We start from the raw sequence: 13,191 nt of genomic DNA on the forward strand, positions 1-13,191 counted from the left end.
GCGGCCAGTCCGGGGCTTGGGGGAACCCCAACAAGCGGCCGGGGATATCCAAAAGGATATCCCCGGTCATTGCTTGCCCAAAACAAGAATTTCCTAAAAATCAGGGAATCAGAAAAGCAAGAAAAGCTACATTACTCCGCATCAGGGAAATACTCTATAACATCTGTAATGTTACAGTTTAAAATCTTACAAAGCGCCTCTAAAGTGTTCGTAGAGACCGAATCACCACATTTCAGACGGCGTATTGTCGAACTGCTGATGCCGCCCTTAACTTGAAGGGTATAGGTAGTCGCGCCGCATTTTTGCATCGTTCTCCACAGCGGAGCGTACGAAATCACGCCGCCTGACCCCCTTTCCCATTTGACATATCTCCATTATTGCCTATAATAGGAGAAAAGCGTTATAGGCAATATTGTCTATGCGCAAAGAAGGGAGTGTCCCTGGTGGGAGGCGAACCTGCTAATGGCTGTAATCACAATTCTTTAGAACAGGCTCATTCAGTTGCTTTTGCCAGTATGCAATATTATAATAGGTATGTATTGCAGCATAACCATTATCTCGTTGAATATGCTTCCATATTAAGTGATATGGCAGCAAATTTGCTCAACCCTCTGACAAGGGCTGTTATCCATATCTCATCTGCCTTGAAGGAGTAACATATGTATTCGGGAAAGAAGATCATTTATTCCAAACGATATCCACGTTTGGACCCTATAGAAAAGACGGCGGCAGAATGTCCGGCGTCTCCGGCTGAAAGTAAACTCCCAAAATCTTTCTCAGAGTTTTATGCGCGGCTGTGTGAGAAAACGGTTTTCATTTTCAACCCGGAAAGAGCAGAGCGGAGCCGTATGTTTATTGAACTGGCGAAAAAACTGTCGATGGACTATGAAATTGACATTGACATTTTTGAACACCCGTATTTTGTCTCTGTCGAGCTGCACATGGGTTGCAGTTACTATTCTGGACGTGGGATAGACATGCTTGCCAAGCTCCTGGAAGAAAGCGATTCAATGAGCTTTTTTAGGTCCAAGACAGAACCCACAGATTTTACAATCTCTATGGATTGTTTCATTTACGACCGCTATGTTGGCGGAAAAAAGCTCCCGGGCCAGGGCTAAAGCTCATCCAATACCAGCGATTTCCCATCTCGTATATACGGAATAGCGTTGGAATCTTTGGACATAGTATCGCCGGGCCTTGCAGCCCATGTACTGCTATCCTCATTCTTATCCTAAAATTCGTTATTTTGGTGAGATAAGCGGAATATTTGCGTCTATTTTCTATATTCTGTTCACATTGCGGTTTGCTCATTTTCTCTGTATAATGGAGGAACTAACCAAAGAGGGAATGGGGGGATTGGATGTGTCCGGAGGATGAGGCGTGGGTAGCGGCCCTCTTTGCGGAAAATGCCGCTAAAATGTACGAAATCGCAGTGCGGCGTCTGGACGACCCGGATGCGGGGGAGGACATTGTACAGGAGGCGTTTGTCGCGCTGATCAGCAAGCTGGGAGCAGTGAAGGACCACCCAAACCCGGCAGGCTGGCTGATGAAGGCACTGAAATATCTGATTCTCCAAACAGCGGAGGCTAAGCAGAGGCAGGTGGAGTGTGAGAAGCCGCTCAGTCCCCAAATTCCGGCAGGAGCCAGCGCGGGCTATCGGATTCCTTTGAGCGAGATGCTTCCGCCAGGGCTGACGCCCCGGGAACAGAAGCTGCTGATTCTGCGCTATGAGGACCAGCTTTCCTATGAAGAAATTGCAAAGCAGCTGCATATTCCGGTTACAACCTGCCGGACCCAATTTTTCCGGGCGCGGAAGCATTATCGCGCCTGCGCGGAAAAAGAAAAAATTTTTTTGGAATTGATGTAATGTTTGGGCTCATTTTTCTGGTATATCTATGAGGAGGTGGAGTGGATGTCTGAACCCAGGGACTGTTCGGGGCAGAAACAAGTCGAGCGAAAGGAGGCAAGCTGGTATTCGGAAAAATCCGCCGAAGATTTACTGGAAGAAATGGAAGTGGTTATGGATGAAATGACCGATGTGGACTATGACAGTCAAAAGATTGACGATTATCTCACTGCGCTGAATGAAAAGGCTCCGCTGAATACGGAATTCGACCCCAAGAAAGCCTGGTCTGCATTTCGCAGCCAGCACGCAATCCTGTTTGAAGACGAAACCACCACTCCTCACACTGCTCACAACTGCTCCACTGCAAAGCCCCGGCGGGGCCGGAGACTGCTCCCGCGTTTGGTAGCTCTAGCGGCAGCCATTGCGATCCTAGGCATGTTTGCGGCTCAGGCCGCAGGGATTGACATACTTGGAATATTCGGCCGCTGGACCAATGAAACCTTCCACTTTGAGCGTGTAGGCTCAGAGAAGAGCGGTGTCCCGACGCCCAGTATCATTCCAGAAGACGGACTATCCTATGCCACTCTCCAGGAGGCTCTTGATGCATATGGTATCCAGGAGCAGTTGGCACCTACCTGGATCCCAGAAGGATATGAACCAGTTTATATTGATGCGATAGATTCCGGTACAATCTCTTTTGAGTCGTGTTTTACTGATGGTGAGAACGATCTTGGCATCATATTCTGGTGCGCACATGAGCCAATTCAGGATTTTGGCGTCACTGAGAAAGATAGCACACCTGTAGTTCTTTACGAAAAGAACGGAATTACGCATTATATCATGTCTAATATGGATGTAATGGTAGTTAAATGGGTTAATAACAACTGTGAGTGTACAATCGTTGGTCCATTTACGGTGGATGAGTTGGAGCACATGATTGATTCTATTTATACTTAAAATGGAGGTATACTTCATGAAACGCGCAATGACCCGCCTGTTTGCCTTAGTGCTGGCGATTGCTTGTTGTATCGGAACTGCTGGTAGTGCTTTAGCGGCTACAAGAGCCAGTTTTTACCTTACTACGTATACCGCAAAGGTGGTAGCCGGCTCGAATGGAAACATAACGATTGTAGTCGAGACTGTGGCCAATAAACGTAGCAATCAGATTGGGGCAGAGCATATTTTGTTGGAGGAATCCACAGATGGTGGACGGACTTGGACAACAGCAGCGGAATATGAGGGCGAAAGCTGGATGACGGACACGAACCGTCTTTCACATAAAGCTACTACTACCTATTATGGCACAGCAGGCTACCGCTACCGCGTGACCGCCACAGTGTTCGCCTATAACAGCGCCACCGAGCAGGACAGCAAAACGGTGGGCCCTTCCAGCAGCGTTACCGCCAAGAAGTAACTTTTGCACTTTTCAGGCGAAAAAGCGTTCCGGTTTAATTGAACCGGAACGCTTTTTTGACATTTTCGAGAAGAATAGCGTCTCAACGCACATCGGCCAAAAAATTTTTAGAAAAATATTTGAAATAGGTGTAATGTTTTGCCTCTTTTTTCTGGTATATAAGTGAGGACACAAAAGAGAAGGTGATTCCCATGGGCTAACCAGCAGGCAGCCGGTGGCTTTCCATTCTGGAAAGCGGAGGGCTGTCCAATCGCAAAAAGAGTTCGTATCCACAACAGGGCCATCAGAGCCCTGTAATTCAGAAAGGAGCACAAGAAAATGAAAAAGAGAGCCATATCTATGCTATTGGTGCTGGTGATGTTCGTGATGACTGGGAGTGCATTCGCGGCTGAAACCAACAATAGGAAAGGGATCATCTGCGGGACACCTCTCAGTGAGGAGGAATTCTTTGAGATGGTTGGGCCCGCCGTTGATGACCAGGGTGAGAAAGGCGAGCCGCAGGATCTTGGCATCCAGCCTTATGAAAATGGGATTACGCGGGTTACACCGGCCTACTTCTATGTTCTCCCGGTCATTTTCTACCAGGACGAGTATATCCAGGTAGAGACGCTTGATGGTGAACCCGTTTATTGGGAGCAGAAGCCCGTTGGAGGCATAAGCTATATCAGGACTAGCATGAGCCGCGCAGAGCAGGATCGGATCATCAACCGTCTGGCTTTAGGCGGTTATGAGACCGTTGGCTGGGTCGTTTTGTCTGCCTATAATGTCGATTCCTACTCTCCGGAACGTTGGAACATCTACTTTTGGAGCTCTGAAGGGAAAAGCAGCTTGAACAGCGGCAGCGCCAACAACGGTCTGACAGAATTCAGAGCGGCGACATTCTTCCCGGAGAATCCTGCGCTGTCGTATAAGTGCGGGATGTCTGGTACCATTTCGTACCGGAACTCGGTGTTTGAGCCGCAGCTTGTAACGATGCCTGTCGAGCTGACCGTCACATTCTTGCCCTACTGATTGAGGGAGAACGGATGAGAGTAAGCAATCAGTACGCGCCAGCCTACAGCCTTGGGGACTTACAGCGGCAGGCCGCGAAGGACCCGATGGGTTTTCTGAACGCACTGGAGGAGCGGGCCCAGGTGGAAAATCTGGCCACCGATAAGCAGACGCTGGTCAATATGCTGTCAGAACGTTCAAAGGAAGTGCTGGACGCATTAAAGCAGAACCGGAGCATCACCCGAGAGGATTGGAGCCACCTGCTTGGCGATCTGAAAGATGCTGGAGCAATCACGCAGGGTGAATTTGACTTTGCCAGTTTTAGAATTGTAGGACATCCGGTAGGGGAAAAGAGAAATGGGGAATTTGTTCCGTATCAGCCGGGAGATCTGGGTTTTCTGGATATCAAGGCGATCACGGATCAAGTGAACAAATGGCCCGCAAACCCCTTTGAGCATCTGGACACGATGGGGTTTCTGCTGCGCAAAATGCGGAATGTCCTGATGGTTCAGGAGCGTCAAGAGCAGAAAGGCTTTACCTTTTCCGGGTTCTATAAACAGGAAAACGCCTATACTAAGGTGGCCAATCTGGTCAAAGATCTGATCGCGTAATATGAGCACAGAGACAGCGGCGGGACGCCTGGCGTCCGCGCCGCTGTCTTAAAAACTATAGTTGCAGCTTGGAGGATACATATGAAACGAAAGGCGACTTGCATTTTGATCGGCACGGGGCTTGTGCTGCGGCTCACCGCCTGCGGCGGCGAGCCGGCCGGCCAAATCCAGCAGGACCTGGCGTACCTCTGCTCCGAGGCATGCTGGGGGCGGCTTCCCGGGTCGGCGGGGAACGACGCCGCCCGGGACTACATCGCGGGGGCCTTTGAGGAGGCGGGGCTGGTCCCCCTCCAGGGGTTTGACTCTCTGTTGGTCCCCTACGACCAGACGGTCTTTGACATGGACAGGCAGGAGCAGACCCTGACCGCTGTTTTTCCCGACGGCAGCAGCAAAACCTTCTATGCCGGCGTGGACTTCTACCCCTATCTGGGCCTGGACGGCGGCTTTTCAGGGGAAGTGACCGCCGACCCGGCGGACCCGGAGCTGGAAGATAAAATCTTTCTCTCCCCAGACGGGAGTATGTCGGAAAGCAGGGCAGATGTGCTCCAATCTGTTACCGCCGCCGCCAGAATCCGGCGGGGGAACCGGCCGGTATTGCACTGTCCTCCGGCCGTATTCGAGCAGCTAACCGGGTGCAGTACGCTGACTCTGGAGGGCGCGCCGGTTACACAGGAGAAGACGCTGTACAATGTGGCGGGAGTTCTGCCGGGAACGAGCGGCAAGGACGCCCTGCTTGTCACGGCCCATTTTGACCATGTAGGCGGCTATGGGGACGTGTACTATCCCGGGGCCTTTGACAACGCTTCCGGCACGGCCCTGATGCTGGAGGTCATGCGTCAGACGGCGCAGAGCGGAAATCAGGCGGACTACGACATTGTATTTATCGCGTTCAACGGCGAGGACATGGGCCAGCTGGGCAGCGCCGGTATTGTTAATTTGCTGCCCTATGAGACAATCAATGTGGTCAATCTGGACAGTATTGGTCTGACTCAAAATGGCCGTCTCGGTGTAACCGGACAGAATCAGGCGCTTCAAGACAGCTTGATTTCCGGCTTAAACGGCACAATTTCGTGCGCTCCGCTCCCGGAAGCCCTGGACAGCGACCACGTCAGCTTTGAACGGCATGGGATTCCCGCTGTGACCATTTCCAGCTATCTGGACACTCAGACGGCCTACGCTAATATTCACCGCCCATCTGATACGCCGGATAAAGTGGACATCGGTTTTCTCTCCCAGATTGTGCCGCTGCTGGTGCAGTATATACAGAATACTGCCCTGGTTCCTCACTATGAGCCGGAGGGAGCGGGGGAATACCAGGAGAGCGAAGCGGAGCGCAGGGCAAAGCAGGCGGTGTATGAGCAGGCGGAGGCCCAGGTGGAGGCGGTAAACCCGCCCTATGATATGCTGCTGCCCATTGAGATTGACGGGCGGATCTACATGGTGCGGGATATTAGCTTCCTGGTGAACCCGGACCGGGCGGAGGAGCTGATACCAGGGCTGGATTTCCCGGACCGGCTGGGGGAGGCATTTTTGCTGGACTGGGAGTCCCCCCTATACAGCGGCGGCTTTTATTCGGAATTTGATCAGGACTCCGACGGCAGGCACGTGTCTGTCCGGATCCTGTTGGACGAGGACTACGAGTTAGGCGTGTTGCAGGAGATCACCGATCCCCTGGATGGAACCGTGTACTGGTCCGTTTCCTATTCTGACGGCACCCACAAGCTGTCACTTAGCGGGTATGAGCGCCAGCACTATCAGACTGCGGAGCTGTTGCGTGAGTTTTCTCCCTGTCCGGAACGCGCAGCTGAGGGCGGGACGTTGTATCAGAATTGGACGGACACCCCGGAGGGAGCGCTTCTGCGCGCCGTAGCCTATGTGGGAGACAGTCTGCCCTACTGCTATATCCTATACAATGACAGAGACAACGATAACGGGATTGACGGGGACGCACTGACCCAGTATATGCAAGATATTATCCCTAATTTGAGGGGAATTCCGAAACTTCCATAAAATACCGTTTATTAGTTGGTGGTTACACAAATTTTTCATAAAATTTTGAAAAGTGTGTAATGTTTTGCCTCATTTTTCTGGTATATAAGTGAGGCTAAAAGAGAGAAGGTGATTCCCATGGGCTAACCGGCAGGCAGCTGGTGGCTTTCCATCGCGGAGAGCGGAGGGCTGTCCAATCGCAAAGATAGGCCGTATCCACAACAGGGGCACGACAGCCCCCCTCGATTCAGAAAGAAAAGATGCCAGATATGAAGAAGTTTAAAAGGACCTTTACATTCCTTATGGCGCTGTCTATGCTGTGTGCTGCGGCGCTTCCTGCCAGCGCTGTGGATCATCAGACCGCCGCTGATATGCAGCGGTCCGAGTTCGCCGGTGGGACCAAGCACTGCACTATCGTTGAGGCTTCCTTTGACGGCGCACCTAATATCGTACACGAGGTAGATGTCTCCATTCCCAGCGACGCGACTGTGGCAGACGAAAACGCGCTGGTTGCCATGGCGGTCGAGGAGGCCACCGGCGTGCCGACCACGAGCAGTGATATTGCGCCGATGTCCAGCGAACAGGCAGGCAGAATCAGCTATACCGAACTCAGCCACGACGGGCCCTTTAACCTGGCCTCTGTCCCGGTTACCATGTATGTAGGAGGCGGAACCCTTCAGGAGGACTATTCTGCCCTCTATGTTACATTCAACAACATGCGGCCGGGGGCAAACGCGAGTACTTTCTATGTGGAGGCAGCCAACAACAAGCACCCCGGAGAAACGCCCTATCAGACTGCCCCTATCGTAATCCATAGCTTTGGAACGGTAGTCATCATGGCGAAGGGCGCAAATAAGGGTGGTACACTGTATCTGAACAAGGGAGATACCATCAGTATCTGGGCAGCGCTGAAAGAGGGCAGCATCTTTGTCCAAGATGTTACGGTTGAAGTAAACTGATTGGATATACGGGCGGGGAGCACATATTCTGCTGCCCCGCCCACCTATAATAACGAGGAGGCGTCTTATGCGCACAAGGAAATACCGTATTCCCGCACTGCTGTGTGCGCTTGCACTGCTGTGTGCGTTCAACGTAGCCAGCGCGGCAGAACAGCCGGTTGCTACAGCGTTGGCGCGGCAGTGGACCGGCGATGTCATAATACATGGAGAATATACCTCGTTTCTCAACGGGCGCGGCCGAGCTGGGATTCGGCTCGTCTATCACGATACCGTCTATATGCCGCTGCACAGCGCCGGGGAGTGGCTGGGATGCACCACGCGCTGGAATCCGCAGACCAGGACCGTTACGTTCCAGAGCGGCAGCACGCCTTACTTCCGGCCCTACCAGGATCCGGAGTCTCCCCCTCTCAGCGAAGAAGAAATCCAGCTTTGGGACGACGCATATTTTAAGGGGGCTGAAATTCAGCTTTGTCCGGACGTTACTGTAAGGATGGACGGCAAACCGCTGAACCTGTTGAATGCCAGCGGCGAGATAGCCCCGCTGTTTCTCTACCGTGAAGAGATTTATGTCCCCATACGCAGTATCGGGACGCTCTGCGGCCTGAATGTATTTTGGCGGTGGAACGGAAACCCCCAGAGCGTGGGGGACATTCTCATTTATGCCACGCCAACTGAAACAGAAGCGGAGGAGATCCGGACCTATGTGGCCGAGGGCCTCCGTCTCTGCGGCGAGCTGAGGGAGCTGCTTGAGCCAGTTGTGTCCGGTACGGATACCAGTGATGCGTGGTTTTTGGCTCAGTGCAGCCTGCTTTACGCTAAGATGGATGAATTCAAGCAGCTTCCCATCCCCACGGCATCCTGTACCCTGGAGGCGGTCCGGCTGATGGAACGGGGAATTCACACAGAGTTAAAAACCTCTTTGGAGGGCTGCGAAGCCGAAACGAAAAGCGGCCAACTCAGCTTTGCGGCACGAAGGGAGAGAATACCCAGCACATTGACCGATCTTGTGATATGGGTTGATATTGTGGAGGACTCCTTCACTGGTTTGCAGACACTGCTGCCGGAAATTTGGGCGGAAGTCTAAAGAAATGTTGTTAAAACCGAATGTCATGTGTAGTCAGCGTAGCGTTGCGTCAACACCCCCATACCGATTAGAGGTATGGGGGTGTTGGCTTTAAAACTGAAGGAGAACGATAAACCCAGCAATCAGCATTTTTTGACAGGCCAGTTTATAAAGAAAAGAATAGCTCCACCAAGTAAGGTATCCGCTTGGGTCAGGTTTAGGCAACGTCAAATTGAAAGATTGATCCCTTGCACATCCAGTATAGAATTACAAAAGGGGCTGCACTTTGGTGCAGCCCCTTTTGTATAGTTCTCAAAGCTCGATACCCAGCTTTTCCGCGATTTGCTCCGGTGACAAGCCAGCCTCTTTTGCCTTGGATATTACCGTCCGCATAGTAACAGGATGCAGCAGTTTATACTTTTTGGCTTCCAGAGCAGATAGCTCTGCTCGCTTCTTTTCGATTTTTGCTTCAATCAGGGCAATACGCTCTTCCGTCGTTTTCGCGGCCATGATATCTGCCTCCTGCAATTTAAGATGACATTACTATACAGTAAAAATAAACGCTTGTCAATTGATTCAGACTTAAATTGGTGCTCCGATGTGGAATAAAACGACATATGGATTGCCGCTACGTTTTTGTTGTATAGCGTAGCTTTGCTTCCAAAGCCGCGCTCCTCCGCTGGGATTTTAGCTCCTCAAATTCTGATTTTTAGGAGGCTGCACAATGCGGCGGAGTATGCCCTGTAAAGAATTTTTAGAGAAATTTTCTTATGTTGAAGCCCCCCTTCAAGTTTATCCTGTATGGTTATTGACAGAGAGCGGAGAAAGGGGGTGGGAACATGGGGCCAACCGAACGACGCCAAAAATTGTTGGAGGTTTTATGCCGGAGACGGCGTGATACCTGTGAGAATCTGGCGCATGAATTCGGGGTGTCTACGCGAACAATCTACAGCGACATCGAAGTGCTCACATGTTCTTACCCCATTGAAGCTGTAAGGGGGCGCTATGGCGGTGGGTTCAGAGTGGCGGATGGTTTTACACTCCGGCACAAGGGTCTCTCTGCCAAGCAGGCCGCCCTTCTCCGGAGGCTGCGGGAGCAGCTTACCGGCGACGATCTTATCGTACTTAACAGCATCCTTGTCCAGTTCGCTCCCTGACGCAAATGCTCCGGCACCTTGAAAAACAGTGGGACAAGCGCCCGCTCATATTCAGTATGTAAGTGCTGCATCCTGCATCAGCCGTTCAATCGCCAGGACTGCCTGCGGGCCGGGGACAAACGAAAGGGGGGAGACCCTCGTTTCCAGCCCGTCAAAACGATAGTATCAAAGGCACGAGCGACACCTGGGCGGCTGTCCGGCGCTGGCTGCGCCGCAGACGCGGGATGCACCGCAAATATCCGTATCGCAGGGTAAAAGGGAGATGCTGGGAGAATGGTTTGGGCAGCTTAGTCACCTGCCGCCGCCGTCCGCCGGCACCGCGCCGCCACGCCAAAGGCGGGCTTACATACTCCCGTGCCGGGGGAGAGCAGCAGGGCGGTCATGCCGCCCGAGAATACGGCACACATTCTTTAGAAAGGGTAACTGAGGGCCCCGCGCCGGTCACAGTTCTTCACAGAACAAGAAGACAGCCAGGACCGGCGCGGGCGTTTCCAAAGTTTCCAATCAGTGAACCGGATGCAAGACCTGATGCCATAGGAGACTGTGGCTTCAGGTGTTTCATCTGGACCAATCATAAATGGGCCGGAGGCCCGGGAGGTGAGGAAATGAAACTTCCAATCTTTCAGATCAAGATCAACGAGGGACGGAGGACGGCGGACCAGGAGGCAGTCCACGGACTGGTTGACAGCATATCCAAGGTCGGTCTGCTGAACCCCATCACCGTAGACCAGGACTACACACTGATTGCCGGACTGCACCGGCTGGAGGCGGCGAAGCTGCTGGGCTGGAGGTCGATCGAGTGTGCGGTCAGGACCTTGGACGGTCTGCTGGCGGAGTTAGCGGAGATTGACGAAAATCTGATTCGCCGCAAACTCCACTATACAGACGAAGGAAAACAGCTGATCCGGCGCAAGGAAATTTATGAAGAACTTCACCCGGAAACGCAGCAAGGCAAACGAAACGGTCAGACTTCTAAAACGGACACGGTGTCCGTTTTAGAAACGAAGCCCTTTGCGGAAGATGCTGCAGAGAAATTGGGGACAACGGCTCGAACCGTGCGGCGAAAGATTCAAGTTGCGCAAAAATTGGCTCCAGAGATACAGCAGTTGGCAAAGGATGAGAATATCCGCTTTCGGGATGCCTTAAAGCTCTCCCGTCTGCCCCCGGATCAACAGGAAGCAGCAGCCAACCAGTTAGCGGCTGGAGATATTCACTCCATGGACGAATATCATCCCGCCCTGGCAGAGCCGGAGAAACTGCCTCCGGTTCCAGAATCATCACCGGAGCCCCCCGTGCCTCCCTCCGTTCCCTACTCCCTGGGCGATAAACATTATGCCAGTGTGGAGGAATCCATAGCTGATCTTAAAAATCCTGATAAAGATTGCAGTTATACCCCGGACACGCTGCTGGCGGATATTGACGGCTTTGTAGATACCTTCCACAGGAATTTCGCGTGGTATCACGACCCCTTCTGCACAGTCGTTTTCCCCCGCATATCCCAGGTGCAATTTGATTTTGTCCGCCAGCGTTTCGCAACTATTTTCTCCGCCATGGAGGATTTATTGAGTTTAATGGAAAGGAACATAAACAAATGAGCGACCGGAAAAAGCGCAATCCCTCCAAACCAGAGCCTGTGGAGCGGCAGACGGCCATCCCCGAAGTGAAGTACCACAATCCCGGCGTGAGCCGCGACCTCTCCACCGCCAAGCTGACCTCCGGTCTTCCCTATCAGCGGACAGTGGAGACAGAGGATGTGGACAAGCTGATCGCCAAGTGGAACCCCTGCCTGCTGACCCCGATTGTAGTCAGCTTCCGGGACGGCAACTTCAACGTGGTGGACGGACAGCACCGAATCGCCGCTATGCGGAAGATGGCGGGCGGCGGGGATGTAATCGTCCCATGCATCATCTACACCGGCCTGACCTATGAGCAGGAGGCGGAGCTGTACTATATGCTGGACCAGACCAGAGGAAAACTGCGGCTGGCCCATGCCACCAAAGCCCTGCTGGAGTCCGGCGCGGACGCAGAGCTCATCGACATAAAACGGCGGGTGGAGGGCGCTGGCTTCACCTGGGCCCTGAACCGGGCCACCGGGGAGCCCTTTGAGATCTCAGCCACCCGCGCCCTGATGAACGCCTACCGCCTGCTGGGCGGCGCAGCCTTTTCCCGGATGCTGGCGCTCCTGGCCGGGGCCTGGCACGGCACCCCCAATTCGCTCAAAGCCTCCATGCTCTCCGGCATGGCGCTCTTTCTGAAGACCTACGAGACCGAGCTGACGGACCGCACCTTCACTAAGCGGATGTCTGCCGTGGACCCGGAGGAAATCATCCGGCGTGGGAAAATTGATTTTTCCACCAACCAAGCGGCACTCCGTTTCGCCCGTGTCATTTGGGATAAGTACAACAGCCAGCGCGGGGGCCGCAAGCTCCCCTACCGCTTCAAGGGCTGATTCCATCCCGCCGCAGGTGGAAACTCTGCGGCAATTTTTTATGGAGGAAGTATATGGAATGTCAGGGATTCAGCAGAGAACAACTTGAGGCCATGCAGAACGTGGATATCCGGACGGTGGACCCGGCCACGCTGCGGGACATTCGGGACGTAACGATCCGCACAGATTTACCCAAGAAGGAGCGGATTCTGGATTTTATCCGCCAGATCGGCAACCCCTACTGCTACCGGCATGGGAAATACGTGGTAAAGGTCAGTTTCACCGACACAGACGTGACCTTGGAGGACAGGATGCTCGCCTACATACGTTCAAAATGCTGACACAAACATTTTTGCAAAACACGCTGGACAGCGCCGGAATGTTATGTTAACATGACGGCAGCAGGACAGACCGGAGCTCCCCTGGTTGTTAAAGTGTTTTGCTGATGGACTTTAACAATTAGGAGAGAAGAATATGAAAATTTCCGAAGAACAGGTATGGAATACCTGCGGTTATGTGCGCCTGTCCCGGGAGGACGGCGACAAGGAGGAGAGCAACAGCGTCACAGGTCAGAAAGATTTGATCCGTGACTACATGGCGCGCCACCCGGAGCTGCGGGCGTGCGGCATGAAAGTGGATGACGGATTCACAGGTTCCAATTTTGTTGAGGTAAGATAACGATACCTTTTTTGCAGAGGGTGTTATCTTACCTCTTTTTGATGTATGTTAGATAG

At 52.7% G+C, this 13,191-nt stretch carries 16 protein-coding genes; 14 read left to right on the forward strand and 2 right to left on the reverse strand.

What is annotated here, in order from left to right:
- Positions 1-131: 131 nt before the first annotated feature.
- On the reverse strand, positions 132-308 hold the full coding sequence (locus D1159_RS17290; protein ID WP_202621150.1) for a helix-turn-helix transcriptional regulator: 177 nt from the start codon (positions 306-308) through the stop codon (positions 132-134).
- A gap of 351 nt (positions 309-659) precedes the next feature.
- On the opposite strand from D1159_RS17290, the gene D1159_RS17295 reads away from it, so the two are divergent.
- The 9 genes from D1159_RS17295 (at position 660) to D1159_RS17335 (ending at position 8,893) form a co-directional block, all read left to right on the forward strand.
- Positions 660-1,118 carry a hypothetical protein gene (locus D1159_RS17295; protein ID WP_161846862.1) on the forward strand — a complete coding sequence of 153 codons (459 nt, stop codon included), beginning with the start codon at positions 660-662 and terminating at the stop codon, positions 1,116-1,118.
- Between the two features lie 242 nt (positions 1,119-1,360).
- On the forward strand, positions 1,361-1,867 hold the full coding sequence (locus tag D1159_RS17300) for an RNA polymerase sigma factor (protein ID WP_161846863.1): 507 nt from the start codon (positions 1,361-1,363) through the stop codon (positions 1,865-1,867).
- A 45-nt stretch (positions 1,868-1,912) separates the two neighbouring features.
- Positions 1,913-2,803 (forward strand): DUF4367 domain-containing protein, encoded by an 891-nt coding sequence (locus D1159_RS17305; protein WP_161846864.1) that lies wholly within the window; start codon positions 1,913-1,915, stop codon positions 2,801-2,803.
- A 16-nt stretch (positions 2,804-2,819) separates the two neighbouring features.
- Positions 2,820-3,260: a hypothetical protein gene (locus tag D1159_RS17310; RefSeq protein WP_161846865.1), complete on the forward strand. Its 441-nt coding sequence runs from the start codon at positions 2,820-2,822 to the stop codon at positions 3,258-3,260.
- Between the two features lie 318 nt (positions 3,261-3,578).
- The gene (locus D1159_RS17315; RefSeq protein ID WP_161846866.1) at positions 3,579-4,271 is read left to right on the forward strand and encodes a hypothetical protein; all 693 of its coding nucleotides are present in this window, start codon (positions 3,579-3,581) and stop codon (positions 4,269-4,271) included.
- A gap of 122 nt (positions 4,272-4,393) precedes the next feature.
- Entirely contained in the window at positions 4,394-4,861 is a 468-nt protein-coding gene (locus D1159_RS17320; protein ID WP_161846867.1) for a hypothetical protein, read from the forward strand.
- 81 nt (positions 4,862-4,942) lie between these two features.
- The gene (locus D1159_RS17325) at positions 4,943-6,871 is read left to right on the forward strand and encodes a M28 family peptidase (RefSeq protein ID WP_161846868.1); all 1,929 of its coding nucleotides are present in this window, start codon (positions 4,943-4,945) and stop codon (positions 6,869-6,871) included.
- Between the two features lie 248 nt (positions 6,872-7,119).
- On the forward strand, positions 7,120-7,809 hold the full coding sequence (locus tag D1159_RS17330) for a hypothetical protein (RefSeq protein WP_161846869.1): 690 nt from the start codon (positions 7,120-7,122) through the stop codon (positions 7,807-7,809).
- Positions 7,810-7,876: 67 nt separating this feature from the next.
- Positions 7,877-8,893 (forward strand): stalk domain-containing protein, encoded by a 1,017-nt coding sequence (locus D1159_RS17335; RefSeq protein WP_161846870.1) that lies wholly within the window; start codon positions 7,877-7,879, stop codon positions 8,891-8,893.
- 291 nt (positions 8,894-9,184) lie between these two features.
- On the opposite strand, the gene D1159_RS17340 is transcribed toward D1159_RS17335, so the two are convergent.
- Positions 9,185-9,382: a hypothetical protein gene (locus D1159_RS17340; protein WP_161846871.1), complete on the reverse strand. Its 198-nt coding sequence runs from the start codon at positions 9,380-9,382 to the stop codon at positions 9,185-9,187.
- 329 nt (positions 9,383-9,711) lie between these two features.
- On the opposite strand from D1159_RS17340, the gene D1159_RS17345 reads away from it, so the two are divergent.
- The 5 genes from D1159_RS17345 (at position 9,712) to D1159_RS17365 (ending at position 13,135) form a co-directional block, all read left to right on the forward strand.
- A complete protein-coding gene (locus tag D1159_RS17345; protein WP_161846872.1) occupies positions 9,712-10,029 on the forward strand; it encodes an HTH domain-containing protein in 318 nt (105 codons plus the stop codon).
- A gap of 605 nt (positions 10,030-10,634) precedes the next feature.
- Positions 10,635-11,624 carry a ParB N-terminal domain-containing protein gene (locus tag D1159_RS17350; RefSeq protein ID WP_161846873.1) on the forward strand — a complete coding sequence of 330 codons (990 nt, stop codon included), beginning with the start codon at positions 10,635-10,637 and terminating at the stop codon, positions 11,622-11,624.
- Positions 11,621-12,478 (forward strand): DUF6551 family protein, encoded by an 858-nt coding sequence (locus D1159_RS17355; protein WP_161846874.1) that lies wholly within the window; start codon positions 11,621-11,623, stop codon positions 12,476-12,478. The genes D1159_RS17350 and D1159_RS17355 overlap by 4 nt, the downstream gene beginning before the upstream one ends.
- Positions 12,479-12,531: 53 nt before the next feature.
- Positions 12,532-12,798 (forward strand): DUF6870 family protein, encoded by a 267-nt coding sequence (locus tag D1159_RS17360; protein WP_161846875.1) that lies wholly within the window; start codon positions 12,532-12,534, stop codon positions 12,796-12,798.
- 133 nt (positions 12,799-12,931) lie between these two features.
- Positions 12,932-13,135, forward strand: a complete 204-nt coding sequence (locus tag D1159_RS17365; protein WP_243152366.1) for a recombinase TnpX — start codon at positions 12,932-12,934, stop codon at positions 13,133-13,135.
- The last annotated feature ends 56 nt before the right edge of the window (positions 13,136-13,191 follow it).

This window comes from Pseudoflavonifractor sp. 524-17 (assembly GCF_009935845.1).
In the GTDB taxonomy this organism is placed as follows: Bacteria; Bacillota; Clostridia; order Oscillospirales; family Oscillospiraceae; genus Pseudoflavonifractor_A.

Excerpts from the sequence above, each read along its gene's own strand:
- D1159_RS17310 (WP_161846865.1), top strand. The coding sequence starts at position 2,820 with ATGAAACGCGCAATGACCCGCCTGTTTGCCTTAGTGCTGGCGATTGCT.
- D1159_RS17355 (WP_161846874.1), top strand. The coding sequence starts at position 11,621 with ATGAGCGACCGGAAAAAGCGCAATCCCTCCAAACCAGAGCCTGTGGAG.
- D1159_RS17350 (WP_161846873.1), top strand. The coding sequence starts at position 10,635 with ATGAAACTTCCAATCTTTCAGATCAAGATCAACGAGGGACGGAGGACG.
- D1159_RS17330 (WP_161846869.1), top strand. The coding sequence starts at position 7,120 with ATGAAGAAGTTTAAAAGGACCTTTACATTCCTTATGGCGCTGTCTATG.
- D1159_RS17315 (WP_161846866.1), top strand. The coding sequence starts at position 3,579 with ATGAAAAAGAGAGCCATATCTATGCTATTGGTGCTGGTGATGTTCGTG.
- D1159_RS17295 (WP_161846862.1), top strand. The coding sequence starts at position 660 with ATGTATTCGGGAAAGAAGATCATTTATTCCAAACGATATCCACGTTTG.
- D1159_RS17300 (WP_161846863.1), top strand. The coding sequence starts at position 1,361 with ATGTGTCCGGAGGATGAGGCGTGGGTAGCGGCCCTCTTTGCGGAAAAT.
- D1159_RS17365 (WP_243152366.1), top strand. The coding sequence starts at position 12,932 with ATGAAAATTTCCGAAGAACAGGTATGGAATACCTGCGGTTATGTGCGC.
- D1159_RS17325 (WP_161846868.1), top strand. The coding sequence starts at position 4,943 with ATGAAACGAAAGGCGACTTGCATTTTGATCGGCACGGGGCTTGTGCTG.
- D1159_RS17360 (WP_161846875.1), top strand. The coding sequence starts at position 12,532 with ATGGAATGTCAGGGATTCAGCAGAGAACAACTTGAGGCCATGCAGAAC.
- D1159_RS17335 (WP_161846870.1), top strand. The coding sequence starts at position 7,877 with ATGCGCACAAGGAAATACCGTATTCCCGCACTGCTGTGTGCGCTTGCA.
- D1159_RS17290 (WP_202621150.1), bottom strand. The coding sequence starts at position 308 with ATGCAAAAATGCGGCGCGACTACCTATACCCTTCAAGTTAAGGGCGGC.
- D1159_RS17340 (WP_161846871.1), bottom strand. The coding sequence starts at position 9,382 with ATGGCCGCGAAAACGACGGAAGAGCGTATTGCCCTGATTGAAGCAAAA.
- D1159_RS17305 (WP_161846864.1), top strand. The coding sequence starts at position 1,913 with ATGTCTGAACCCAGGGACTGTTCGGGGCAGAAACAAGTCGAGCGAAAG.
- D1159_RS17345 (WP_161846872.1), top strand. The coding sequence starts at position 9,712 with ATGGGGCCAACCGAACGACGCCAAAAATTGTTGGAGGTTTTATGCCGG.